A 25,872-nucleotide genomic window follows, 5' to 3' on the forward strand; every position below is an offset into this window, starting at 1 on the left:
CCCCGAATATTCAAAAACAAGATCTACAACCAACATGAAAAAAGTCGAGAAAAACGTATTGGTGCTGCATAGCGCTAAGGAAATGTTTGAGCTGGTGGACAAAGTTGAGGACTATCCAAAATTTTTGCCGTGGTACAGCAAGACCGAAGTCATCGAACGCAAAGGCAATGAGCTAAAAGCGCGCCTGTTTATGGACTATATGCGCGTCAAGCAGTCGTTTGCGACGCACAACCACAATATCCCGGGGCAGGAAATCCGCATGGATTTACTCGAAGGGCCGTTTAAAACCCTGCGCGGCACTTGGAAATTTATCGATTTGGGCGATGATATGTGCAAAGTCGAATTCAGATTAGAATACGATTTCTCCAATGCCGTACTCTCTGCCATGATTTCCCCGGTGTTCGGCCATCTTGCCGGCACGCTGGTGGATGCTTTTATTAAAGAGGCCGACCGCCGCTATGCTTGAGATTGAAATTGTTTACGGACTGGCCGATAGGCAAGTGTTGAAGGGCATGACCGTTGCCGAAGGTACAACCGTACGCGAAGCTGCCCTGCAAAGCGGTTTGGAGGTGGAGTTCCCAGAATTGGATTTACAGCAAGCGCCTTTGGGTATTTTCGGCAAGGCAGTGAAAGACGAGACGGTGTTGCGCGATAGCGATCGGATTGAGGTTTATCGTCCATTGTTGATTGATCCTAAAGAGGCGAGACGTAAACGCGCAGGGCAAGAATAAATCCAAGGCCGTCTGAAATTTTTTCAGACGGCCTGTCAAACTGAAAGAACAGTAATGAGCTTGAAAATTAAATTAATTGTCGGTTTGGGCAATCCAGGCCAAGAATACGAACAAACGCGCCACAATGTCGGCTTTTGGCTGTTGGACGAACTGGCGTGGAAATGGAAAGTCAATTTTAAAGACGAAAAGAAATTTTACGGCGAAGTAGCGCGTGCCACTACGCCTGATGGCGATGTTTGGCTGCTCAAACCCATGACCTTTATGAACCGTTCCGGTCAGGCCGTTGCCGCTTTGGCTCAGTTTTACAAAATCAAGCCGGAGGAAATCTTGGTGGTTCATGACGAGCTGGATATTCCATGCGGCCGTATCAAATTCAAACTCGGCGGCGGCAACGGCGGACACAACGGCCTCAAAGACATTCAGGCTCGTTTGGGTACGCCCAATTTCTACCGCCTGCGCTTAGGCATTGATCACCCTGGCGACCGTAATCTGGTTGTCGGTTATGTGTTGAATAAACCGTCAGCGGAACACAGACAGCAAATTGATGACTCCATCACCAAATCCCTACAAGGATTGCCGGCCGTGTTGAATGGCGAATGGGAAGAGGCAACACGGTTTTTACACAGTAAGTAAGCCGAATGGGCAGCCTTGCACATCATGTTCAGACGGCCTGAAAACAGGCAGCGCGTCTGACTAGTGATAAACGAATCAAAGAAACAGTAAATATGAACGAACTGACCAGCCTTATGCAGACCGAAGCCCCAGGCATTGTTGGCGAAACATTAGACTTCTGCCTTTACGAATGCAGTATTGAAGATGCCCCGGATGCAGAAGAAGTGGCACAATGGCGTGATATTTTGAAGGCGCGGGGTGGGAAATTTGTCCGCTTGGCAGATATCTGCCAAATATGGCTGGATGAAGAGGGCGACAAATGAAAGCCTTGCCGTTAAACAAATTTACTGTCGCTGCCTTGATTTGGTTTGCCGCCGCCATTTATGCCTTGCTTTTCAAAGAGGGCGGCAATAGCGCTCCACCATTTCCCCATTTTGATAAAGTTGGCCATTTCGGACTGTTTTTCGGTCAGGCATGGTTGTGTGCAAAAATGTTTATACAAGACAATAGGACTATTCCCTATAAAGGCATTCTGTTTGCCGCTTTATTGTTTGCAGTAGGAAGTGAGCTGGCCCAGGCATTTCTGACTACTACGCGCCAAGGTTCGATCGCTGACGGCATTGCCGATATGGCAGGTACAGCTGCGGCGCTGTGGTTTGCAGAAAAAGTAAAAGCAGCAAAAAGGTAGACATATTTAAAAAATTTAAAGAGGCCGTCTGAAATTCTGAGAAATAGGTTTCAGACGGCCTTTTGTTATTTGATGCATGAAGCAATCGTTACTTCATGCCAAGTATTTAAATATTAGAATTTTACGCGTACACCGGCAGATACTTCGTGGGAATGGAGCTTAACGTTATTGATCTTGCTCCAGTGGTTATAGCGATAGCCTGCATCCAGTGCTACATTTTGAGTTACATCGTAACTTACACCAGCCATTGCACCTACGCCAATTTTAGTATCCTTACGTTCAGCTGTTTGTTCGGCTGTTTGATATTTATGAGTAGAGTGGTTAAGACCCAGGCGAACACCTACATAAGGTTTTACAGGAGCTTGCAGGTCAAAATCATAAATAGCAGATACACCGGCACTGTGATATTTAGCCTCAGCATATACCGAAGGTACATTAATCTTTGCAGATTTATAATGCGTATAGTCGGCAGCAACACGGAAATCGCCGAAATCGTAGCCTGCAGAAATACGAGGGCTAAAGCCTTTAATTGATGCGCCACCCAGTTTTACAGTAGCATGACCAGCATCAGCCTGAACATAAAAACCTTTGGTTTCATCAGCCAATGCAAATGCAGGCAGGGAAAGAGCAATCAGTGTTACCAGAACTTTTTTCATTGTTTTGTCCTTAATGTAGGATTAGGAGTAGTGGATAATCGCCGGGATTGTTCATTCCCAACAATTATTCTGATTGTATTTTCTTGTGGAAAATTAAGCAAATCTAAAAATGTGTCAGCTGTTGTAAAATCGCACTTATAAAAAACACTGTAACAAGTCGTTTAAGAACAAACGGCCTTGCTCGGTCGGGCGGAACACGGTCGGGTCTGATTCAAGCAGGCCTTTTTGTCTGGCGGTTTCGATTTGAGCCATGATTTTTGCAGTGGGTACGCCGGTACGTTCTTGCAGCATTGAGGCAGGTACGCCGTCGGTTAGGCGCAGGGCGTTCATCATGAACTCGAATGGAAGGTCTTCGGTAGCAACGGTTTTACGTTCAACTGCTTCATGCGGATTGCTTTGCATGGCGGCAAGATAGTCGTTGGGATGACGACGGCGGACAGTTCGCTCGATACGGTCGGGATAGGAAATTTTGCCGTGTGCGCCTGCGCCTATCCCCAAGTAATCGCCGAACTGCCAGTAGTTCAAATTATGGCGGCATTGCATATTAGCTTTTGCAAAAGCCGATGTTTCATAGTGGATAAAGCCTGCGCTTTCCAATGCGCCATGTACGGCATCTTCAATATCCAACGCCGCTTCATCTTGCGGCAATCCTCTGGGCGGTGTATGACCGAAAGGCGTGTTCGGTTCCATTGTCAGATGATATGCGCTGATATGCGATACGCCTGTTGCGATAGCGGTTTGCACATCGTTTAAGGCCGTCTGAACGGTTTGGTTTGGCAGGGCATACATCAAATCGATATTGACTTTATCAAATAATTTCAATGCAGTATCAATGGCTGACAGGGCTTCTTTGCCATTGTGAACGCGTCCCAATCGAGCAAGCATATCGTCGTTAAAACTTTGTACGCCGATAGACAGACGCGTAATACCTGCATCTTTAAATCCTTGAAACTTCTCAATTTCAAATGTGCCGGGGTTCGCTTCTAAAGTAATTTCCGCTTCGGGTTGCAAGCGCAACAGCGAGCGCACGCCGCTTAACAAACGGTCAATTGATTCCGCTTGAAACAGACTGGGCGTACCGCCGCCGAAGAATATGGTTTCCACAGGTCTGCCCCAAATATTGGGTAATTCAAGCTGCAAGTCGGTTAATAGGGCATCGATATAGGCTTCTTCCGGCAGGCCGTTTTTGAGACTGTGGGAATTGAAGTCGCAATATGGGCATTTTTTGATGCACCACGGGATGTGGATATAGAGTGATAAAGGAGGCAGGGCGGTTAGCTGGCCAGGGCGTTGGAAAGTAATTTGGGTCATGGTATGTGTTGAGGCTCAAGGCCGTCTGAAATTTTTAGGCCGCTATTTTAACTGAAATGTCGGCGGGGAAAGTAATCAGTAGGAAATATGCGAAGTCTAAGCGCTCAAAAAAGCTTCAATTTCTTCTTCTGATAATTTGGAATTGCAGACGGATTTTATTTTGCCTTGTGAGATTTTGAGTAATGCGGGAACAGTTTTGATGCCGTATTGTTCACGAAAAGTTTTTAAAGCTATTTTGTTGCTGCTGTCTGTAAAGCGGATGGTAAGCTGCTTGTTTAAGGAAACGGTAGACAGTTTTGCAACAAAACGGCGACAGTATGAACAGCTTGGTTTGCCTAAAAAGACGATAGCAGTTTCTTGACTGTCAATGAGTTGCAGAAGTTCGTCAGGTATGGTTGGGATGAAGGCAGCGACGTGTTTTGCAAAGGCTGCCAATTCTTCAGGTGAGGGTTTGGGCATGGGAATGAATGTGAGGTAGGCCGTCTGAAGGTTTCAGACGGCCTGTTGTTTTTATGTATTAAAGTCTTTTGCGTATCCAAGATGAGAGTTTGGGTGCACCGAATAGCAGAAAAATGCCGATAAAAAGCTGCGCGATGTTAGCAAGTATACCAGCTTGGTTTTGTGCGCCGAGATTCGCCCAAACAGATGTGTGTGTGTCGATAGCGATAGACTGTACAAAAAGATAGAGAGAGAACTGGTAAATTAGGTCGGGGATGGCTTGGAAAACAGTATATATGCCTATTAATACAATACCGGTCGTCAGCCATGGTGCAGGGTGTTTTGGGGCTTCCTGTACGGTTTGCAGATGTTCGGGCAATAGGCGGTTGGCAATGGTGGCAGGGAAACACCATAGCAGCAGCCATGCAATTAAATACAAGCCGTAGAACATCAGTACGGGCGGAATTTGTTTGCTGTCATACATGCTTTCTGACTGTGCGAATATGGTAGCAATGCCGCCAAGTGTTTGTACGATGCCGATTAAAACGACCAAGCGGATGGCGACAATCAGGATTTGCTTAGGGGACATGGATTTCTTTCATTATTTGTTGGATTTAGAACATCTAAAAAAACGTTTCAGGTTTTCAGACGGCCTATTATTGATTTATAAGGATTCGATTTTTCTTAATAGTTCACGCAATGCTTGGGCGCGGTGGCTTTCGGCATTTTTGATTTCAGGATCAAGCTCGGCAGCGGTGCAACCGTGTTCGGCAAGATAGAAATGCGGGTCGTAGCCGAAGCCGTTTGTACCGGCTGCCTCGGTCTGCCATTGTCCGCGCCAGATGCCTTCTGCGATGATGGGTTGCGGGTCGTTTTCGTGGCGGACGAGGACAAGGACGCAGACGTAGTAGCAGCTTTTGTCGTCTTTATCGGCAAGATCGGCAGAGAGTTTGGCGTTATTTGCGGCATCGGATTTGGGGTTTTCGCCTGCATAACGTGCGGAGAAAATACCGGGTGCGCCGTTTAAGGCGTTGGTGCAGATGCCGGAGTCGTCGGCAAGTGCCGGTAAGCCGCTGTATTTGGCGGCATGGCGTGCTTTAGCCAGGGCATTTTCAACAAAGGTATGGTACGGCTCGGGGCATTCGGGCGTATTGAACTGCGATTGCGGCAGGACTTCGATGTTTAAGTCGGCAAAGAGGCGGGAAAATTCTTTGAGTTTGCCTGCATTGCCACTGGCAAGGACGATTTTTTCAAACATGGTTTTTCCTTAATGGGTTTCGGTTTGCTGCATACGAGCCATCTGTGCGCGTGCTTTGTGGCGGATGTAAAGGGCAAGGCTGCCGATTTGGGCAAAAACGGCGGCAAAGGCAAACAGAAAGGCGGCAACGGCAAATTGTTTGCTGTGAATGCTCAGAAGATAAGCGCCCAACAGAATCAGGACGATAAACATCAGGGTAAACAGGGCGGTCAGGAGCAGATAGGCTTTTTGTCGGGTCATGGCAGCTTGGGTAAGGGGAAAAATGTTCTGATTATAACGTCAGATTGGGAATTTGAAACCATGCCGTATTCGTTAAAAAGGCCGTCTGAATATTTCAGACGGCCTTAAGTCGAATAACGGATTAACGCAATTCTGTGTGCAGGCGGCTCAACAATGTGGAGGCATCGCTGCCTTTGTATGGGCTGCCGTCTTTGTTCAACAGATGGAGGCGTGCGCCATTGTTGATAGGCTCAACATACACGATGATTTCAGGATACGTTTTTGGCGCTTCTGCTTTGCCTTTGCCAAATACGCGTTTGAACAGGCCTGGTTTTTTATTGGCAACTGCTTCGCCTTCGGTTGGCGCTTGTTGAACCAAGAAGGCGCGGCGTTCGGCATTTTGACCGATAACAGTCAGGCCGATGCGGTCAAGCGCAAGGGCGGTACGGCGCCAGTTGCGGCCGTAATCGCCTGCCAGCAACAGAGTGCCGTTGTCCACACGGGCCAATTCAGAAGCATTGCTGCGGGCGGCAACGCTTTGGGTCAGAGCCTGTTCGGCTTGCTGACCGTCAACGCCTAAGTATTGCATAAAGCGGGCGAGGAATGCGGCTTCGAGGTTAGGGTCGTTTTCACCCGGCTGCCACATCGTAGTGTCTTTTTTACGGTCGGCATAAACTTCTTTCATGCCTTTGTGGGCAAAGAAGATGTCGGTCGAACCGTTTTTACCTTGTTCGATGCGGATGATGAACTTGTCGCGTTCGCTGGTAGAGTAGATGCCGCCCAAGCCGACTTTATCCAGCAGACGGCGCAGGCTGTCTTGAGGGATTTTGGCTCGGTTTTCAGCCCACTCGGTTTCCATTTGGCCGATGGCCGGTTCTTCAGATTTGATGTCGAAACCGTTTTCTTGCCAGAACACTTTCAGCAAAGGCCAAATTTCGCGAGGCGATTTGCCTTCGACAACCAACCAGCGTTGGTTGCCGTCACGCTCAAGGCGTACGCCTTTAACGGATTTCAAGACTTCTGCATTGGCAGGCTGCTGTACGGCTTGGGTGCGGCGTTTGTTGAAATCGCTGGCGCGGACGGCGCCGCTGCCTGCCGGTAATTGATAGAGGTTGCCTTGGTCTGGGTTGTTCAAATCAGGTGGTACTTCCAGTTTGACTAGGCGGTGAGATTGACTTTGATAGTCGAGTTTGGGTTGTTCTTTTTTGCTGCCGGAACAGGCAGTCATGCTAATCAGGGCGAGGGCTACTACGATGGGTTTAATATAGGTCATCTTGTTTTCCTGTGGATGGAGTTCTTAACAGGGAGGCCGTCTGAAAAAGGGTGTTTGGGATTCAGACGGCCTTATTTCCGGATCAGATTTGTCCTGATTTTTCCAGAGCGGCTCGGACTTTGGCTTGACCGGCTTCGGTCAGTGCTACCAAAGGCAGGCGAACATGGGGTTCGCATTTGCCCAATAAGCTCAGGCCCCATTTGGGCGCGGCCGGGCTGGGCTCGCAGAACATGGTGTTATAAATTGGGATAAGTTGCTCGTTTAGACGACGGGCGGTCGCAATATCGCCCTCAAGGGCGGCTCGGCACATATCGGCAAAGAGTTTCGGTGCAACGTTGGCTGCAACGGTTACCACGCCATGACCGCCACACAGCATGAAAGGCAGGCCGGTAGGGTCATCGCCGGAGAATACTGCAAAACCTTCAGGAACGCTGTTGATCAATTCGATGTTGTTACCGATATTGCCGCTGGCTTCTTTCACGCCGACGATATTCGGAATCTCGGCCAAACGCAAAATAGTGTCGTTGCTCATGCTGACGACGGTACGGCCGGGAACATTATAGATAACCATCGGAATCGAAGTGGCTTCGGCGATGGCTTTGAAATGTTGGTAAATGCCTTCTTGCGAAGGTTTGTTGTAGTAGGGAACAACAGATAAGGTGTAGTCCGCACCGGCTTGCTCGGCGGCTTTGGAAAGGGCGATGGCTTCGACAGTATTGTTGGCGCCTGTACCGGCGATAACGGGAACGCGCTTGTTGACGTGTTTGACAGTGGCTTCAATAACGGCCAAATGTTCTTCGACAGGCAGGGTGGCTGACTCGCCGGTGGTGCCGACTGCGACGATACCGTCGGTGCCGTTTTCAATGTGCCAGTCGATTAAGTCGTGAAGTTGTTCGTAGTTGATGCTGCCGTCTTGATTCATCGGAGTAATCAGGGCAACCAGACTGCCTTTTAACATACGGAAACCTTTAATTTTATGGTGTGGGTGAATTATGCAGTGGATTGTAGCTTACTTTGTTGTTTGTGTGAAACATATCCGCTATGAGGCTTTGCTGTTTAATGGTGACTTGTCATTATCTTAATGAATAATACATTTTTAAATCATTGGTTTGTTTGTTTTTAGGTAGAAAAATGATGTCAAGAATTAAAATGTGTTAAGGCGGTTTGAGGCCGTCTGAAAACGGCTGGGCGGAACTTTCAGACGGCCTGATGGTTTTGAATTTGCTGATACATTTCAAATTGGTTAAAATACGCATCTTAATATTTTTTAACGATTCTTGAGAGAAGGTTCAACATGGCCGGAATGACTGAAAAACAGGCGGAATCGCTTGATTTGGTTTATGGTTTGGAAGACAAGCCGCCGTTTGGGAATGCGTTGTTGAGTGCGGTTACGCACCTTCTGGCGATTTTTGTCCCGATGATTACTCCGGCATTGATTGTCGGCGGGGCGTTGGAGCTGCCGGTTGAAATGACGGCTTATTTGGTGTCGATGGCGATGGTGGCTTCAGGTGTCGGCACTTATTTGCAGGTTAACCGTTTCGGGCCGGTCGGTTCGGGTATGTTGTCGATTCAGTCGGTCAACTTCTCTTTTGTTACCGTGATGATTGCGCTCGGTACCGGTATGAAAGAGGGCGGCTTGACTAAAGATGTGATGATTTCAACGCTCTTGGGCGTGTCCTTTGTTGGCGCGTTTTTGGTGTGCTTCTCCGCTTGGCTTTTGCCTTATCTGAAAAAAGTGATTACGCCGACTGTAAGCGGCGTGGTCGTCATGTTGATCGGCTTGAGCTTGGTGCATGTCGGCATTACTGACTTTGGCGGCGGCTTCGGTGCGAAAGCAGACGGTACGTTCGGTTCGATGGAAAACTTAGGTCTGGCATCGCTGGTGTTGCTGATTGTATTGGTTTTCAACTGCTTGAAAAACCCATTGCTGCGTATGAGCGGCATCGCGGTGGGTTTGATTGTCGGTTATATTGTTGCGCTGTTTTTGGGCAAAGTAGATTTTTCCGCCCTGCAAAACCTGCCGCTGATTACCCTGCCTGTTCCGTTTAAATATGGTTTCGCATTTGATTGGCACGCGTTTATCGTTGCCGGTGCGATTTTCCTGTTGAGCGTATTTGAAGCAGTGGGCGATTTGACGGCGACTGCGATGGTCTCCGAGCAGCCGATTGAGGGTGAGGAATACACCAAACGTCTGCGCGGTGGCGTATTGGCAGATGGTTTGGTTTCTGTAATTGCGACTGCGTTGGGCTCTTTGCCTTTAACCACGTTTGCGCAAAATAACGGCGTGATTCAAATGACCGGCGTGGCTTCGCGTCATGTGGGCAAATATATTGCGGCGATTTTGGTATTGTTGGGTTTGTTCCCCGTCATCGGCCGCGCGTTTACTACGATTCCGAGTCCTGTTTTGGGTGGCGCGATGGTGTTGATGTTTGGCCTGATTGCGATTGCCGGCGTGCGGATTTTGGTCAGCCACGGTATTCGCCGTCGTGAAGCAGTTATCGCGGCGACTTCTGTCGGTTTGGGTTTGGGCGTGGCATTTGAGCCGGAAGTGTTCAAAAACCTGCCGGTATTGTTCCAAAACTCAATTTCCGCAGGCGGTATTATGGCAGTATTGTTGAACTTGGTTTTGCCGGAGGATAAAACCGATAAAGCGGTTAAGGTGGAAACCGATAGTTTGGAGCACTAAGCAAGCTTTATTCAAAGGCCGTCTGAAGTTTCAGACGGCCTTTTGGTTTTCGGCTATAATATTGTTTTTATTTGTTATCCGAGTGGTTCGGATAGCCCTACCCGGAAAGGTTTTATATGACGGTTTATTCACTTTTTATCACTTGTCCTCGCGGTTTGGAAGCGCCTTTGACGCAAGAACTCGAAAGCATGGCATGTCAGGATATACGTGCTGTTGACGGCGGTGTGGCATGTAAAGGCACGATGGAGCAGGTGTATTGCATCAACCTGCATTCGCGCGTTGCCAGCCGTGTTTTACTGCGTTTGACTAAAGGCGGTTATCGCAACGAACACGATATCTACAAACTCGCACGAAATCTGCATTGGACGGGTTGGTTTAAGCTGGAGCAGACCTTTAAAGTCAAAGTCGAAGGCAAGCGCGCCAATGTGAAAAGCTTGGATTTTGTCGGTTTGAAAATCAAAGATGCCGTCTGCGATGCATTCCGCGATATTTATGATGCGCGTCCGAGCGTGGGTAAAATCAACCCCGATATCCGCATTCATGCCTTTATCGATGAGCGCAACGTGGAAATCTTTATCGATACTTCCGGCGAAGCTCTCTTCAAACGCGGCTATCGTCAGGATACCGGCGAAGCGCCATTGAGAGAGAACTTGGCGGCAGGTTTGCTGCTTTTGGCAGGCTATGACGGTACGCAGCCTTTCCAAGACCCGTTTTGCGGCAGTGGCACGATTGCCATTGAGGCAGCATGGATTGCGACACACCGTGCACCGGGCTTGATGCGCCGTTTCGGTTTTGAAAAACTGCAAAACTTCGACAAAGAAAAATGGCAAGCTCTGCGCCGTGAGGCTGAAAAACAAATCAAACCAGCCGTCGCGCCAATTTCCGGCAGTGATAACGACCGTTATATGATCCGCGCCGCATTGGCCAATGCCCAAGCCGCCGAAGTGGATAATTTCATCCGCTTTGACGTGCAAGATGCGCAGACCGCTCGACCAAACGGCGAACACGGCATTATGATTTCCAATCCGCCTTATGGCGTGCGCCTTGCCGAAATTCAGGCTTTACAGGCGCTTTATCCGCAACTGGGGACATGGTTGAAACAGCATTACGCAGGCTGGCTGGTTGGGATGTTTACCGGCGATCGCGATATGCCGAAATTTATGCGCCTTTCTCCGAAGCGTAAAATTCCGCTGTTTAATGGCAACTTGGATTGCCGATTGTTTTTGATGGATATGGTTAAAGGCTCAAATCGGGGCTAAAACCTGAAATAGAGGCCGTCTGAAAGATGATTTCAGACGGCCTTTTTATAGACTTTACTATAACGGAGTTTGCTTTTCTTTTTTTAATTACAGGCCGTCTGAATCGTGTTCAGACGGCCTTTTTATTGGTTTAAAACTACTGCTTTATAGTAATTCGCAATTAGTTAAATAATAAAAATCTATTATATAAGTAAAATACATTGTTAAATAAAAATACCATATCTAGTAGTCTTGTGCTTTAATTCACACCATATCTTGTGTTTATGGTGTTGCAATGAGCGGTTTGAAATTTACAGTTGAGCAAATTGTCTGGCAGGAAGTGCCGGGCGAAGTGTCGCTGGCGTTTCTGTTTTCCGGTTGTCCGCTGCGTTGTAAAGGCTGTCATAGTGCCGATACATGGAAAGAGGGCATCGGCACGGAATTGACCGAGGATTATTTAAAAGGCCGTCTGAAACGCTATCGCGGGCTGATTAGCTGCGTCTTGTTTATGGGCGGGGAATGGCAGCCGGAAGCCTTGCAGAAAATGCTGGTTATTGTTGCTCAGGAAGGTTTGAAAGCCTGCTTGTACACCGGCTTGGAGCGTGAGGAGTTGGAGGTGGTTTCAGACGGCATCCTGCCTTATCTTACGTATCTGAAAACCGGCCGCTGGCAGATGGAGCTGGGCGGCTTAGACAGTCCGACCACCAATCAGAAGTTTATTGATTTGTGTACGGGCGAAGTATTGAACCGATTGTTTATCAAAGACAAACCTGCGCCTAAAGTTTTTCCAGTGGCTTCAATTTAGCTCAATGCTGTATTGTACTGATTTAAATTGAATTTATTGTATTCGCTGACAGCGATGTTTCAGACGGCCCAACCGTCATTGTTTAATAAATCATCCAAACCATACAGGAGAATTAACATGATTCGGCTGCATCCCGAACAGTTAAACGGAAAACTACAATTCATGCGCGACTACATCAGCGCGCAAAACGCGGCGGACGGCTCGAAAATGGACGCCAACGCCAACGTAACGCAAAAAAACATCGCCACGATGGAAGCGGAAATCATGAAAGACTTTTTCGTGCAGATTAACCGCACCCAAGTATCGCGCAAAATCGCCGAAATTTTCGACCAATCCGTTGCCGACGAATACATCCGCCAGATTGAGGCGCATGAGATTTATGTGCACGACGAAACCAGCCTCAAGCCTTATTGCGTGTCGGTTACGCTGTATCCCTTCCTGCTCGACGGCTTAAGCAAACTCGGCGGCGAATCTAAGGCGCCGCAACATCTGGCTTCGTTTTGCGGCTCGTTTATCAACCTCGTGTTTGCCATCAGCGCGCAATTTGCCGGCGCGGTGGCAACGGTGGAATTTCTGACTTATTTCGACTACTTCGCCCGCAAAGACTACGGCGACGATTATTTGGAAACCCACGGCAAAGAAATCGCCAACCACATGCAGCAGGTGGTGTACAGCATCAACCAGCCCGCTGCTGCGCGCGGCTATCAGAGCGTGTTTTGGAATATTTCCGTTTACGATCAATACTATTTCGACGCGATGTTCGGCGATTTCATCTTTCCCGATTTCAGCAAACCGGTGTGGGCGAGCGTGGCGAAGCTGCAAAACTTCTTCCTCAAATGGTTCAATCAGGAACGCACCAAAGCCGTTTTGACTTTCCCTGTCGTGACCGCTGCGATGCTGACCGACGGCGGCAAATGCAAAGACACCGTGTTTGCCGACGAAATGGCGAAAGAATTGGCGGAAGGTAATTCCTTCTTCGTCTATCTTTCCGACAACCCCGACTCCTTGGCTTCCTGCTGCCGTCTGCGCAACGCCATCGAAGACCGCACTTTCAGCTACACCCTCGGCGCGGGCGGCGTGGCGACCGGGTCTATCAACGTCATCACCATCAACATGAACCGGCTGGAACAAGACGGGCGCGACCTTGCCGCCGAAGTCGCCAAAATCCACAAATACCAATACGCCTACCGCAAACTGATGGAAGAATACCAAGCTGCCGGAATGCTGCCCGTGTACGATGCAGGCTTCATCACGCTGGACAAACAGTTCCTCACCATCGGCATCAACGGCATGGCGGAAGCCGCCGAATCGCAAGGCATAAAAGTTGGGTACAACGACGACTACATCAACTTCGTCCAAGGCCGTCTGAAAACCATATTCGAAGCCAACCAAGCCGCAAGCAAATACTACGGCGTGAAGTTCAACACCGAGTTTGTCCCCGCCGAAAACCTCGGCGTGAAAAACGCCAAATGGGACAAAGCCGACGGCTACAAAGTCAGCCGCGAATGCTATAACTCCTATTTCTACGTCGTCGAAGACGAAGAAATCAACGCGCTCGACAAATTCCTGCTGCACGGCAAAGAACTGGTGGACTGGCTCGACGGCGGCTCTGCGCTGCACCTAAACCTCGACGAAGCCCTGCCCGAATCCGGCTACCGCTCGCTCTTGGACATCGCCGCGCAAACCGGCTGCAACTACTTCTGCGTGAACGTGCGCATCACCATCTGCAACGAATGCGGCCATATCGACAAACGTACTTTGCACGCCTGTTCTGCCTGCGGTAGCCATGATATCGACTACGGCACCCGAGTGATCGGTTATCTGAAGCGCGTATCCGCCTTCTCAAGCGGTCGTCGCAAAGAGCACGCGCTCAGGCATTATCACCGTAAAGCGGCGTAATCGTTGAAAAAAAGTTACTTACAAAAGCAAAGGCCGTCTGAAATTTCAGACGGCCTTTAGCATGTTTAGATAGATTGATTCTTTCAGCTGCATGATTTGAATTAAATTAAACAACAATGCTTGATACTTTAATATTTTGAAGTTCCGTCTGATTCGCAGGTAGGGTGTGTGGCGCAGCCACGCACGCGGTGGGTAGTTTTTTATAGTATTCACTCCCCAAAACTCATTACCGCCGTTTCTTTCGTCCCGCCCCAATCTAACAGCAGCCATTCGTCCCGCACATAACGGTGAAACGACGAAAACGGCCAATCGCGGACATTGCCACATAATTCATGTTTGACGAGATTGAAATGGATGTAGTCCGCGCAACGTTGCAAATCCATTTCGTCGCGCACGGTGTGTTCATAAAAACGCCGTTGCCAAATACCGCGTTCGTGCCGCCGCTGTTTGCTGGCGGACAGGTTCTCAGCACGAGGGAAATGTGCGGAGAATTTGGTTTTAATCAGTCGCCAGCGCAGGGAATAATCCGCATCGTCGGGCGGCAGCGTCCAAATGGCGTGAATGTGGTTCGGCAGTACGCATACGGCGACGGTTTCAAAGGGATATTGTTTTTGCACATCCATATAAGCCGCACGCGAAGTCGATGTGTTCGACAAGCAGGCGTGATTTTGGGTCGGCGAGTTTGACGGTGAAAAAGAATGTACCGCCGGCAATGAAGTTTCTGCGATAACGCGCCATAGGATTTTTGCTTGCAGTTTGAGTGTTGGAGAAGGAACGGTTTGTTGTTTAAGGTTTTAACTTTGTTAAAAGTTGAAACGGCAAACCGTTAATCAAGCAGCCACGTGCGTAGTTACACCACACACGTGGTTGGGAATATGGGCTATGGTTCTCTAATCCACCCTTTTATATATTCTATCCAAGAAGGAACTTGATAATCTTCTTGAGACATTAGCTCTACATATTTTTCAGCGAATTTAATTTTCATATCTCCATCTTCTGAATCAAAAAATTCTTTTAATTCATCAGTTTCACTTGGTCGTAAATTGAGTGAAAAATATGAAGCTTCCTCAGAATATTCTTTATCCTTATCTATAATACTTTCTAAATATTCATACTCTTTTATTTCTCTAAAATATTTCAATGTTTCCATAAATAATTTTCCATTTAAGCAATCTTCAATTTCAGTTGCTGGAGAGGTTAATGAGTCATTTATTGCTACTGTTTCAGTCAATCTTGTTGATTGATTATTAATCAATCTATAGCATTGCAATCTGGAATATTGGTTATTGTAGTTTTTTGCTTCGTAATGAGTAAGTTTATTATCTGTATCTGACAAAAACAGTATTTTCCCCCATTTGTTGTATGTGTTCCCATCAATATTTTCTTTAATTTCTCCATACGGGGTTAAAATATTTTGATATATCCGTTTAATTTTCTTTGCACCTCCTGTTGGAATAATTCGCAAATTAAAATTTTGAATCTCATCTTCAAAATATTTATCAAAATAAATTTTTTCCGAACTACCCTCACAGAAAATCCAATTGTATGGAGTATCAGATGTAATGCTAGAGAGAATAGACTGAATAAAGTCTGTAATACTTTTTAAATTAATATCATAGGGAAGCTTCCCTTTAGAACTTTGCATTAAATGTACAATTTGTTCTTGATAATTTTGAAGGTTAATAAGGTCAAAGTGATGAGTTTTATCTTTTTCTGATATAACGCTTACGTTTCCATATGTTAAAGTTGGAAGGAAGCCATACCAATGCGATGAAAAAATTATTTGCCTACATTTATTACTCATTTTGAATAAAGAATCAAATTGTTCAAAACATGCAGAAACATGTAATGAGGATTCAGGCTCATCAATTCCAACGATTAAATTTTTACCATCAGCTCGATGATTTTCCAGCAATCCTTTTGCTACATCAATAATTGCCTTTTGCTTTTCTCCAGAACTTAATGAACTAATTTCTACATAATTGTTTGACTCATCAACCCTTTTGTGTAACTTTCTTATATTAAAGAAGGAGTCAATAATTAATTTATGAATATCACTTTTTCTTAAATTTTGTTGCCTATCAGTGGAGGTTCTATATACATAACCATCTAACTCATTGCTAATTTCATTGATAAAATCAGTTAGACCTTTATTTATTTCACTAATTGCAGTTTCTGTAATCCTGTCTCTCAAAATGTGATCTAATTTTTCACCCATCAAAGTCTGAATTTCTTGATTTTCTAGTCGGGTGAATAATTCAGAATCTATATCTTTAGGAATATATATATATTCCAGATTTTCTACTAAGTAAGTATAAACAGCTTTTAATTGATTATCGATTAGGAAGCCTCTGTTTTCTATATCATTATCTTCTGATCGATTATCATCGAGGAATAATGAATCAAAGATTGCAGAAGTTGCTTTTTTGTTATAGTCGATACCTATTGGAAATACATAGTCATTATTGAATAAAGGATTGTTGATAATACTATCTCTTAGACTTATAAAAGTGTCTTTAACTGATGAGTGGGTACTACCAAAGTTAAGTTTCTCTTTTGGAGTTGTTCTAAATAAATTATCAAGTTTAGTAATAACGGATTTCACCTCTTCAGGAATTCTAGTATCCTTATTTATAGAGAAAATAGGAACAATATAAGGGCGAACTTTTAGCCCATTCCTTTTAACAGTAAAATGAAGATTCCATTCTTTGCCATTAAAAAAACAATCTAGAGCTTCTAATACTGAACTTTTACCTATCCCATTTTTTCCTAGTAATCCACAAAATTTGTGATTATCTGATAAAGGAACAAAATTCATACCTTGATAAGTTTTAAAATTTCTAATAAATAATCCTAAAATCATTTGAGCATCCTTACTTATTCAACGCTACTTTCAAATACTTCCCAGTATAACTCCCCTTAACCTTCGCCACCTGCTCTGGGCTACCTTTAGCAATAATCCTCCCCCCTCCATCTCCGCCTTCCGGTCCTAAATCCACAATCCAATCCGCAGTTTTAATCACGTCCAGATTATGCTCGATAATCACTATCGAGTTGCCTTTGCCTTTCAGACGGCCTATGACTTCCAGTAGCAGGGCGATGTCGGCGAAGTGCAGGCCGGTGGTGGGTTCGTCGAGGATGTAGAGTGTTCTGCCGGTGTCGCGTTTGGAGAGTTCTAAGGCAAGTTTGACGCGTTGGGCTTCGCCGCCGGAGAGGGTGGTGGCGGATTGGCCGAGACGGATGTAGCCGAGGCCTACGTCCATGAGGGTTTGCAGTTTGCGCGACACAGTGGGGACGGCATCGAAAAATTCGCGGGCTTCTTCGACGGTCATGTCGAGGACTTGGCTGATGTTTTTGCCTTTGTATTGGATTTCGAGCGTTTCGCGGTTGTAGCGTTTGCCGTGGCAGACTTCGCAGGGGACGTACACGTCGGGCAGGAAGTGCATTTCGACTTTAATCACGCCGTCGCCTTGGCAGGCTTCGCAGCGGCCGCCTTTGACGTTGAAGGAGAATCGGCCGACGTTGTAGCCGCGTTCGCGCGAGAGGGGTACGCCGGCGAAGAGTTCGCGGATGGGGGTGAACAGGCCGGTGTAGGTGGCGGGGTTGGAGCGCGGGGTGCGGCCGATGGGGGATTGGTCGACGTTGATGACTTTGTCGAGGTGTTCGAGGCCGTGGATGTCGTCGTATGGGGCGGGTTCTTCTTGGGCGCGGTTGAGTTCGCGGGCGGTAATTTTGGCGAGGGTGTCGTTAATCAGGGTGGACTTGCCGCTGCCGGATACGCCGGTGATGCAGGTAATCAAACCGAGCGGCAGTTTGAGGGTGACGTTTTTGAGGTTGTTGCCGCGCGCGCCTTTGAGGATGAGCATTCGGTCGGGATTGACGGGTGTGCGTTCAGACGGCACGGCAATGGATTTTTTGCCGCTGAGGTATTGTCCGGTAACAGATTTTTCGCATTTGGCGACGTTTTCGGGTGTGTCGGCAATCAGTACGTTGCCGCCGTGTTCGCCTGCGCCGGGGCCCATATCGACGACGAAATCTGCTTCGCGGATGGCGTCTTCGTCGTGTTCGACCACAATCACGCTGTTGCCCAAGTCGCGCAGGCGTTTGAGGGTGGCGAGCAGGCGGTCGTTGTCGCGCTGGTGCAGGCCGATGGAGGGTTCGTCCAAAACGTACATCACGCCGGTCAGGCCGCTGCCGATTTGGCTGGCAAGGCGGATGCGTTGGGCTTCGCCGCCGGAGAGGGTTTCGGCGGAGCGGCTTAAATTCAGGTAATCCAGCCCGACGTTAATCAAGAAGCCGAGTCGCTCAATGATTTCTTTGAGGATTTTTTCGGCGATTTGTTTTTTGTTGCCGTCCAAATCCAGCGTTTCAAAGAATTGGTGGGTTTTGGTCAGCGGCCAAGCGGAGATTTCGTGCAAGGGTTCGCCGCTGACGTAAACGTAGCGTGCTTCTTTGCGCAAACGTGCGCCGCCGCAGCTCGGGCAGGCGCGGTGGTTTTGGTATTCGCGCAGTTTTTCGCGCACGGTTTCGCTGTCGGTTTCGCGGTAGCGGCGTTCGAGATTGGGGATGATGCCTTCAAAGGCATGACTGCGGTTGAAGGTGGTGCCGCGTTCGGACAGGTAGGTGAAGTCGATGACTTCTTTGCCAGAACCGTGCAAGACAACTTTTTTGACTTTTTCAGGCAGTGTTTCCCATGCTGCATCCGCATCAAACTCATAATGGCGTGCTAACGATTGAATCATTTGGAAATAGAATTGGTTGCGCTTATCCCAGCCGTCAATCGCGCCTGCGGCTAAGGATAATTCAGGATGGGCGACCACTTTTTCGGGGTCGAAGAAATTGGTGTTGCCCAAGCCATCGCAAGTTGGGCAAGAGCCCATCGGGTTGTTGAACGAAAAGAGGCGCGGCTCTAATTCGGGCAGGCTGTATGAACATACGGGGCAGGCGAAACGCGCGGAGAACCAATGTTCTTCGCTGCTGTCCATTTCCATTGCCAGCGCGCGCTCGTTGCCGTGGCGCAGGGCGGTTTCAAAACTTTCCGCCAGCCGTTGTTTAATGTCGGCTTTTACTTTCACGCGGTCGATGACGACGTCGATGTTGTGTTTGATGTTTTTTTCCAGCTTCGGTACTTCGTCAAGCTGATAGACCTCGCCATCCACGCGTACACGCGCAAAACCCTGCGCCTGCAAGTCGGCAAAGAAATCGACAAACTCGCCCTTACGCTCGCGTACCGCCGGCGCCAGAATCATCACGCGCGTGTCTTCCGGCAGTTTCAATACGGCATCGACCATCTGCGATACGGTTTGACTGGATAGCGGCAGGTTGTGTTCGGGGCAATACGGCGTACCGACGCGTGCGTACAAAAGACGTAGGTAGTCGTGGATTTCCGTTACCGTACCGACGGTGGAGCGCGGATTGTGGCTGGTGGATTTCTGCTCGATGGAAATCGCGGGCGACAGGCCTTCAATCAAATCGACATCGGGTTTGTCCATCATCTGCAAAAATTGACGGGCATAGGCGGAAAGGCTCTCAACATAACGGCGTTGCCCTTCGGCATACAGCGTATCAAACGCCAGCGACGATTTGCCGCTGCCTGACAATCCTGTTACCACCACGAGCTTGTGACGCGGAATGTCCAAATCGACATTTTTCAAATTATGTGTACGCGCGCCGCGGATGCGGATGGTGTCATTATCGTGTGAATGTTTGGGATGATGGTTGCACATATTGTCAGGCCGTCTGAAAAATAAAATAAACGGCTATTGTAGCACTTTTCAAATGACAGACTGGATAGATAAAGCATTTGATATAAAAGAAACAAAGAGGCCGTCTGAAAATATGTTTTCAGACGGCCTTTGATACAGATGAATCAACTTATCAGTTGATTTTGCGGAGAATTTCGCGCAGGGCTTTTTGCCAGTCGGACGGTTTGATACCGAATTCGGTCTCTAGGCGTGAGCAATCCATAATGCTGTATGCAGGACGCGGAGCGGGCAGGGGGTATTGATCGGTAGTAATCGCGTTCAGTTCCGGAATGCGGAAGCTGTCGTCTAATTGGTGGGCCGTCTGAAAGATGGCTTTGGTAAATTCGTACCATGTTGCCGATTTGTTGCCACAGTAATGGAAGATACCGCGTGGGGAAGTGGACTGTTGCAATAAACTGATGATGGCATGAGCTAAGTCGCCTGCATAAGTCGGGCAACCGGTTTGGTCGTGGACAATGGAGAGGGAATCACGCTCTTTAGCAAGGCGCAACATGGTTTTAACGAAATTGCTGCCGTATTCGCTAAACAGCCACGAAGTACGGACGATTGTACTTTCCGGATGTGCGGCTAAAGCCAAAAGCTCGCCTGCTACTTTGGATTGACCGTAAGTGCTGCGCGGATTGGTGTAGTCGGTTTCGCGGTAAGGGCGTTTGCCTTCGCCGTCGAATACATAATCAGTGGAAATATGGATAAAGCGGGCGTGTGTGGCGCGGGCAGCTGCGGCTAGGTTGTGAACAGCGGTTGCGTTGACGGCAAAAGCAGCCTCTGCATTTTCTTCTGCTTTATCGACGGCAGTGTAAGCTGCGGCATTAACGATGGCATCTGGTTGGAAGTTTTTGATCATGTGATGCACGGCTTCGGTATCAGTAATGTCCAGCGAAGTAGAGTCGGTAGCAATCAGTTCCCAATCTTCGGGCAGGCGGTCGCGCAGACAACGGGCAAGCTGGCCTTTGGCTCCGGTCAATAAAGTACGCATGGTTGAGTATCTCCTCTGATAGCTGTTAAATAGGTGTTCGTGTCATTATAGTGTAAATACGACAAATTCACATTATTAGCGTAGAACAAAATGCGGATGCGGCTGTATTGGGGTAAATTGTCGATATTATCTATCCATAATAATAACTACTTATCGGTATTATGTTTGTTTACTATAACTATAGTTAAAATTCAGCTTTTAACAAGATAGATAAAGGATCTATGCTTTTTGAGAGATTGTGAATCAATGTTAATGTTTTTATTGTTTCTAGGATAATGGGATTTAAAAAAAGGCGAAACTCCGTCCTTTTATCGGCAAATTCTACCGTTTGATATTTTTGAGTAAATATTTTGAAAAATATTACTAAAATAATAATTGAGCAAGGGCGGAATTTGCTCGTTCCGTCAGCTCAATATCTTTATTAACTATTTTGGGAGTAATTATTATGGCATACTGTTACGGGGGGTATTATGCTAGACCCCTGGTTAGTTCTTACTGCGCTCCTGCGCCTAAGGCTTCCTTCTCATCTTACTACTGCGCTCCTGCAGCGAAAACTTCTGTTTCTATCAGCAGTATCGCTAGCATTGCCAGCGTCGGCGTGTCAGTAGTTAATGCGGTAACTGGTTTGGTTTCTGCTATTGCGGCTTTCTGCCCACCAGCAAAAACCACCGTTTACAAATGTGTTCCGGTTTGCCCACCTTACAACTGTGATCCAATCAAACCGACACCACCGAAACCACAACCAAAACCACGACCTCAGCCTAAACCTCAACCAAAACCTGAGCCTAAACCTGAGCCTAAACCTGAGCCACAACCAGAACCGCAACCAGAACCAAAACCTCAACCAAAACCTGAGCCTAAACCAGAACCTAAGCCAGAGCCAAAACCTGAGCCTAAACCAGAACCGAAACCTGAGCCAGACTGCAAAGACTGTGTTGACGACCATAACCAAAACAACTCATACGGTCAGGAAGACAAAAACCCAGGTAATGTCATTCGAGCTGAAGACTGCAAAGACGGTAACGTTATCCGCGGTACTGATGCTAAAGATACCATTTATGGTACTGCTTGCGAAGACATCATCTACGGTGGCAACGGCACAGACGTAATCTACGCCGGTGCTGGTAACGACACCATTTACGGTGATGCTGACGGTGACTCTCTGTACGGTGAAGAGGGTAAAGACTACCTGCAAGGTGGTGCCGGTAACGACTACCTGAACGGTGGTTCCGGTGCTGACATCATGCGCGGTGGCGACGGTAACGACGTTTACTTCGTTGACAATGCCAACGACCAAGTTATCGAGTACGGCAATGCACAAGCCGGTATCGATACTGTTCGTACCGTTATTGACTACACCTTGACCGATCACGTTGAAAACCTGTTCTTGCAAGGTATGCAAAACCTGAACGGTACCGGTAACTCTTTGAACAACAACATCGAAGGTAACGGCGGCAACAACCATCTGTACGGTTTGGCCGGTGACGACTGTCTGGTTGGCAAAGATGGTAACGACTACCTCGACGGTGGTGTCGGCAACGACATCCTGATCGGCGGTACCGGTAACGACACTTACTTCTTCGACAAAGGTTATGGTCACGACACTATCCGTGAGGAAAGCGGTAATGACACCCTGTTGTTCGGTAAAGGCGTTGCAGCTTCCGACGTATTGCTGAGCAAATCTGGTGCTAACCTGACTGTTTCCGTTGGTACTAACGATAGCATCACCATCGACGACTGGTTCACCGGTAACAATCACAAAGTTGAAAACTTCAAGTTTGCTGACGGTAGCACTTACCAAGTAACCGGCCACGGCGACTACTACTCTCTGTCTGCTGTAAACCACATCCAAGATCAGACTCAAGTTTCTGTAATCTGATAGGATGGTGATTTTCAGGATTCTTCTCTGAAATCAATGAATAAGGCCGTCTGAAACCAAAATATAAGGTTTCAGACGGCCTTTATTTTGTAAACAATCTGACGAAAAATTCCAAATTGGGCTAAAATACCGTATTCTTCTGTCTACCTAAGAGATACCCGAAATGTCTGAAATCAGCTTGAAAAAAATCTACTCTGGCAAAGTACGCGATTTGTACGAAATTGACGATAAACGTATGTTGATGGTTGCTTCCGACCGCCTGTCTGCATTCGATGTGATTTTGGATGACCCGATTCCGGGTAAAGGGGAGATCCTGACGCAGATTTCCAATTTTTGGTTTAAAAAACTGGCTCATATCATGCCTAACCATTTTACCGGCCATACGGTTTACGATGTTTTGCCAGAAAACGAAGCCAAAGTTTTAGAAAAACGCGCCGTCGTGGCTAAAAAACTCACTCCGGTGAAAGTGGAGGCCATTGTGCGCGGTTATCTGGCAGGTAGCGGTTGGAAAGATTATCAAAAGACAGGCTCTGTTTGCGGTATTCAACTGCCTGAAGGTATGCAGGAAGCGCAACAACTGCCTGAAGTGATCTTTACGCCATCGACCAAAGCCGCAGTCGGTGATCATGATGAAAACATCAGCTTTGGAGAATGCGAACGCATTATCGGAAAAGAATTGGCGGCGGAAGTGCGCGCCAAAGCAATTCAGCTTTATACAGAAGCGGCCGAATATGCGAAATCCCGCGGTATTATCATTTGCGATACCAAGTTTGAATTTGGTTTGGATGAAGAAGGTACGCTGACTTTGATGGACGAAGTATTAACGCCTGACTCCAGTCGTTTTTGGCCTGCAGACCAATACAAAGTCGGCACCAATCCGCCGTCTTTTGACAAACAATTTGTCCGCGACTGGTTGGAGCAAAGCGGTTGGAACAAAAAAGCGCCTGCGCCTACAGTGCCTGCCGATGTGATTCAAAAAACAGTTGAAAAATATCAGGAAGCATTGACTTTGCTGACTCAGGATTGATTTTTAAGTTTGAAGGCCGTCTGAAAGAGATATGTTTCAGACGGCCTTTTTATTGTATAAATACTGGATTTTAAGGATAGTTGCCTTTATAATCGAGAGTTGTTTTCAGTGCCTTTAAAGGCCGTCTGAAAGCTTGTTTATAACCTGCCGCACGGTCTGAAACCCTAACTATGCACATTCGGATTTTAGTGTGCATTATTAGTGTTTTAGCAGTGCGGTATTTTGAAAGGAACAACAATGTTCAATAAACACGTTAAGACCTTCCAATACGGTAATCAAACCGTTACTTTGGAAACCGGCGAAATCGCTCGCCAAGCCGCAGCTGCCGTTAAAGTATCCATGGGTGATACCGTTGTTTTGGTTGCCGTTACTACCAACAAAGAAGTAAAAGAAGGCCAAGACTTCTTCCCTCTGACTGTCGATTACCTTGAGCGTACTTACGCAGCAGGGAAAATCCCCGGCGGTTTCTTCAAACGCGAAGGCAAACAAAGCGAAAAAGAAATCCTGACCAGCCGTCTGATCGACCGTCCGATTCGTCCTTTGTTCCCTGAAGGTTTCTATCACGACATCCAAATCGTAGCGATGGTGGTGTCTGTTGACCCTGAAATTGATTCTGACATTCCTGCAATGTTGGGTGCATCTGCCGCGCTGGTGTTGAGCGGCGTACCGTTTGCCGGTCCGATTGGCGCGGCACGCGTAGGTTATGTAAACGGCGTGTACGTTTTGAATCCGACTAAAGCCGAATTGGCTAAATCACAATTGGACTTGGTTGTTGCCGGTACTTCTAAAGCCGTGTTGATGGTGGAATCCGAAGCCGACATCTTGTCTGAAGAAGTGATGCTGGGTGCGGTTGTTTACGGTCATGATCAAATGCAAGTGGCCATTAATGCCATCAATGAGTTTGCCGACGAAGTTAATCCGGAAGTTTGGGATTGGAAAGCACCTGAAACCAATGAAGAATTGGTTGCAAAAGTACGCGAAATTGCCGGCGAAACCATTAAAGAAGCGTTCAAAATCCGTCAAAAACAAGCGCGTTCTGCCAAATTGGACGAAGCTTGGAATGCTGTAAAAGAAGCGTTGATTACCGAAGAAACCGACACTTTGGCAGCCAACGAAATCAAAGGCATTTTCAAACACTTGGAAGCCGATGTTGTCCGCAGCCAAATTTTGGACGGCCAACCGCGTATCGACGGTCGCGACACCCGCACTGTTCGTCCGTTGAACATTCAAACCGGCGTATTGCCGCGCACTCACGGTTCTGCACTGTTTACCCGTGGCGAAACCCAAGCTTTGGCGGTTGCAACTTTGGGCACTTCACGCGACGAGCAGATCATTGATGCACTGTCCGGCGAATACACCGACCGCTTCATGCTGCACTACAACTTTCCACCATACTCTACCGGTGAAGTGGGTCGCGTAGGTGCGCCAAAACGTCGTGAAATCGGTCACGGCCGCTTGGCTAAACGTGCATTGTTGGCCGTATTGCCGGAACCTGAAGATTTCAGCTACACCATGCGCGTGGTTTCTGAAATTACCGAATCCAATGGCTCTTCCTCTATGGCTTCCGTCTGCGGCGGCTGCCTGAGCCTGTTGTCTGCCGGTGTGCCTTTGAAAGCACACGTTGCCGGTATCGCCATGGGTCTGATTTTGGACAACAACAAATTTGCCGTCCTGACCGACATCTTGGGTGACGAAGACCACTTGGGCGATATGGACTTTAAAGTAGCCGGTACAACCGAAGGTGTGACCGCACTGCAAATGGACATCAAAATCCAAGGTATTACCAAAGAAATCATGCAAATCGCTTTGGCTCAAGCCAAAGAAGCACGTTTGCACATCTTGGATCAGATGAAAGCCGCTGTTGCAGGCCCGCAAGAACTGTCTGCACACGCGCCACGCTTGTTCACCATGAAAATCAACCAAGACAAAATCCGTGATGTGATTGGTAAAGGCGGTGAAACTATTCGTTCGATTACTGCTGAAACCGGTACTGAAATCAACATCGCTGAAGACGGTACCATCACTATCGCTGCGACTACTCAAGAAGCAGGCGATGCAGCGAAAAAACGTATCGAAGAAATCACTGCCGAAGTGGAAGTGGGCAAAGTGTACGAAGGTACTGTGGTTAAAATCCTCGACAACAACGTTGGTGCGATTGTCAGCGTGATGCCGGGCAAAGACGGTTTGGTACACATCAGCCAAATCGCCCACGAGCGCGTACGCAATGTCAGCGACTACCTGCAAGTAGGTCAGGTTGTGAATGTGAAAGCATTGGAAGTGGACGACCGCGGCCGCGTACGTCTGTCTATCAAAGCTTTGCTAGAAGCTCCTGCTCGCGAAGAGAAAGCAGCTGAATAATTTGATTGTGCAAGCTTGAAACAAAAGGCCGTCTGAAAATTTCAGACGGCCTT

At 47.5% G+C, this 25,872-nt stretch carries 24 protein-coding genes; 12 read left to right on the plus strand and 12 right to left on the minus strand.

Translation table 11 applies throughout. From position 1 onward, the window contains the following. The first annotated feature begins 34 nt into the window (after positions 1 to 34). From HMPREF2865_RS09695 to HMPREF2865_RS09715, 5 genes are all read left to right on the plus strand, one after another. Complete coding sequence (locus HMPREF2865_RS09695; protein ID WP_003683270.1) at positions 35 to 466, plus strand: type II toxin-antitoxin system RatA family toxin; 432 nt, start codon at positions 35 to 37, stop codon at positions 464 to 466. Further along, positions 459 to 731: an RnfH family protein gene (locus tag HMPREF2865_RS09700; RefSeq protein WP_070646889.1), complete on the plus strand. Its 273-nt coding sequence runs from the start codon at positions 459 to 461 to the stop codon at positions 729 to 731. The genes HMPREF2865_RS09695 and HMPREF2865_RS09700 overlap by 8 nt, the downstream gene beginning before the upstream one ends. Before the next feature lie 54 nt (positions 732 to 785). After that, positions 786 to 1,364, plus strand: coding sequence for an aminoacyl-tRNA hydrolase (pth, locus tag HMPREF2865_RS09705; protein ID WP_063068141.1), 579 nt, complete (start codon positions 786 to 788; stop codon positions 1,362 to 1,364). Between the two features lie 92 nt (positions 1,365 to 1,456). After that, positions 1,457 to 1,666, plus strand: a complete 210-nt coding sequence (locus HMPREF2865_RS09710; RefSeq protein ID WP_049333715.1) for a hypothetical protein — start codon at positions 1,457 to 1,459, stop codon at positions 1,664 to 1,666. Beyond that, the gene (locus tag HMPREF2865_RS09715; protein WP_063068140.1) at positions 1,663 to 2,031 is read left to right on the plus strand and encodes a VanZ family protein; all 369 of its coding nucleotides are present in this window, start codon (positions 1,663 to 1,665) and stop codon (positions 2,029 to 2,031) included. The genes HMPREF2865_RS09710 and HMPREF2865_RS09715 overlap by 4 nt, the downstream gene beginning before the upstream one ends. 113 nt (positions 2,032 to 2,144) lie before the next feature. Here the strand turns inward: HMPREF2865_RS09715 and HMPREF2865_RS09720 are convergent, their stop codons facing one another. The 8 genes from HMPREF2865_RS09720 to dapA form a co-directional block, all read right to left on the minus strand. Beyond that, positions 2,145 to 2,687 carry an opacity family porin gene (locus HMPREF2865_RS09720; RefSeq protein WP_049344773.1) on the minus strand — a complete coding sequence of 181 codons (543 nt, stop codon included), beginning with the start codon at positions 2,685 to 2,687 and terminating at the stop codon, positions 2,145 to 2,147. A gap of 135 nt (positions 2,688 to 2,822) precedes the next feature. After that, on the minus strand, positions 2,823 to 3,998 hold the full coding sequence (hemW, locus tag HMPREF2865_RS09725) for a radical SAM family heme chaperone HemW (protein WP_070646890.1): 1,176 nt from the start codon (positions 3,996 to 3,998) through the stop codon (positions 2,823 to 2,825). 96 nt (positions 3,999 to 4,094) lie between these two features. Further along, on the minus strand, positions 4,095 to 4,457 hold the full coding sequence (locus tag HMPREF2865_RS09730; RefSeq protein ID WP_070646891.1) for a thioredoxin family protein: 363 nt from the start codon (positions 4,455 to 4,457) through the stop codon (positions 4,095 to 4,097). A gap of 58 nt (positions 4,458 to 4,515) precedes the next feature. After that, entirely contained in the window at positions 4,516 to 5,025 is a 510-nt protein-coding gene (locus HMPREF2865_RS09735; protein WP_070646892.1) for a hypothetical protein, read from the minus strand. Between the two features lie 75 nt (positions 5,026 to 5,100). Next, on the minus strand, positions 5,101 to 5,694 hold the full coding sequence (gene rdgB, locus HMPREF2865_RS09740; protein ID WP_070646893.1) for an RdgB/HAM1 family non-canonical purine NTP pyrophosphatase: 594 nt from the start codon (positions 5,692 to 5,694) through the stop codon (positions 5,101 to 5,103). 9 nt (positions 5,695 to 5,703) lie between these two features. Next, positions 5,704 to 5,934 carry an NGO_0222 family membrane protein gene (locus tag HMPREF2865_RS09745; protein WP_036490655.1) on the minus strand — a complete coding sequence of 77 codons (231 nt, stop codon included), beginning with the start codon at positions 5,932 to 5,934 and terminating at the stop codon, positions 5,704 to 5,706. 121 nt (positions 5,935 to 6,055) lie between these two features. After that, entirely contained in the window at positions 6,056 to 7,186 is a 1,131-nt protein-coding gene (gene bamC, locus HMPREF2865_RS09750) for an outer membrane protein assembly factor BamC (protein ID WP_003683593.1), read from the minus strand. A gap of 82 nt (positions 7,187 to 7,268) precedes the next feature. Next, complete coding sequence (gene dapA, locus HMPREF2865_RS09755) at positions 7,269 to 8,144, minus strand: 4-hydroxy-tetrahydrodipicolinate synthase (RefSeq protein WP_004519769.1); 876 nt, start codon at positions 8,142 to 8,144, stop codon at positions 7,269 to 7,271. 336 nt (positions 8,145 to 8,480) lie between these two features. Here dapA and HMPREF2865_RS09760 point away from each other — a divergent pair, with 336 nt between their 5' ends. From HMPREF2865_RS09760 to nrdD, 4 genes are all read left to right on the plus strand, one after another. Then, a complete protein-coding gene (locus tag HMPREF2865_RS09760; RefSeq protein ID WP_004519768.1) occupies positions 8,481 to 9,872 on the plus strand; it encodes a nucleobase:cation symporter-2 family protein in 1,392 nt (463 codons plus the stop codon). Between the two features lie 116 nt (positions 9,873 to 9,988). Then, positions 9,989 to 11,131, plus strand: coding sequence for a THUMP domain-containing class I SAM-dependent RNA methyltransferase (locus HMPREF2865_RS09765; RefSeq protein ID WP_070646894.1), 1,143 nt, complete (start codon positions 9,989 to 9,991; stop codon positions 11,129 to 11,131). A 274-nt stretch (positions 11,132 to 11,405) separates the two neighbouring features. Beyond that, on the plus strand, positions 11,406 to 11,915 hold the full coding sequence (nrdG, locus tag HMPREF2865_RS09770; RefSeq protein ID WP_070625375.1) for an anaerobic ribonucleoside-triphosphate reductase activating protein: 510 nt from the start codon (positions 11,406 to 11,408) through the stop codon (positions 11,913 to 11,915). A 54-nt stretch (positions 11,916 to 11,969) separates the two neighbouring features. Beyond that, positions 11,970 to 13,814, plus strand: coding sequence for an anaerobic ribonucleoside-triphosphate reductase (gene nrdD, locus HMPREF2865_RS09775; protein WP_083309595.1), 1,845 nt, complete (start codon positions 11,970 to 11,972; stop codon positions 13,812 to 13,814). A 209-nt stretch (positions 13,815 to 14,023) separates the two neighbouring features. Here the strand turns inward: nrdD and HMPREF2865_RS09780 are convergent, their stop codons facing one another. The 4 genes from HMPREF2865_RS09780 to rfbD form a co-directional block, all read right to left on the minus strand. Then, on the minus strand, positions 14,024 to 14,470 hold the full coding sequence (locus tag HMPREF2865_RS09780; RefSeq protein ID WP_283120657.1) for an REP-associated tyrosine transposase: 447 nt from the start codon (positions 14,468 to 14,470) through the stop codon (positions 14,024 to 14,026). A gap of 224 nt (positions 14,471 to 14,694) precedes the next feature. Continuing rightward, positions 14,695 to 16,677 (minus strand): ATP-dependent nuclease, encoded by a 1,983-nt coding sequence (locus HMPREF2865_RS09785; RefSeq protein WP_070646896.1) that lies wholly within the window; start codon positions 16,675 to 16,677, stop codon positions 14,695 to 14,697. A 10-nt stretch (positions 16,678 to 16,687) separates the two neighbouring features. Then, positions 16,688 to 19,540 (minus strand): excinuclease ABC subunit UvrA, encoded by a 2,853-nt coding sequence (gene uvrA / locus HMPREF2865_RS09790; protein WP_070646897.1) that lies wholly within the window; start codon positions 19,538 to 19,540, stop codon positions 16,688 to 16,690. Positions 19,541 to 19,691: 151 nt separating this feature from the next. Further along, the gene (gene rfbD, locus HMPREF2865_RS09795) at positions 19,692 to 20,555 is read right to left on the minus strand and encodes a dTDP-4-dehydrorhamnose reductase (protein ID WP_070646898.1); all 864 of its coding nucleotides are present in this window, start codon (positions 20,553 to 20,555) and stop codon (positions 19,692 to 19,694) included. Positions 20,556 to 21,000: 445 nt separating this feature from the next. Between rfbD and HMPREF2865_RS12400 the strand changes: the two genes are divergently transcribed. The 3 genes from HMPREF2865_RS12400 to pnp all read left to right on the plus strand — a co-directional run bounded on the left by HMPREF2865_RS12400 (position 21,001) and on the right by pnp (position 25,819). Continuing rightward, on the plus strand, positions 21,001 to 22,434 hold the full coding sequence (locus HMPREF2865_RS12400) for a calcium-binding protein (protein ID WP_283120658.1): 1,434 nt from the start codon (positions 21,001 to 21,003) through the stop codon (positions 22,432 to 22,434). 163 nt (positions 22,435 to 22,597) lie between these two features. Next, positions 22,598 to 23,461 (plus strand): phosphoribosylaminoimidazolesuccinocarboxamide synthase, encoded by an 864-nt coding sequence (locus HMPREF2865_RS09805; protein WP_070585448.1) that lies wholly within the window; start codon positions 22,598 to 22,600, stop codon positions 23,459 to 23,461. Between the two features lie 237 nt (positions 23,462 to 23,698). Continuing rightward, positions 23,699 to 25,819: a polyribonucleotide nucleotidyltransferase gene (gene pnp, locus HMPREF2865_RS09810; RefSeq protein ID WP_003683274.1), complete on the plus strand. Its 2,121-nt coding sequence runs from the start codon at positions 23,699 to 23,701 to the stop codon at positions 25,817 to 25,819. Positions 25,820 to 25,872 lie beyond the last annotated feature (53 nt).

The organism is Neisseria sp. HMSC073G10 (assembly GCF_001812605.1).
Classification (GTDB): domain Bacteria; phylum Pseudomonadota; class Gammaproteobacteria; order Burkholderiales; family Neisseriaceae; genus Neisseria; species Neisseria subflava_A.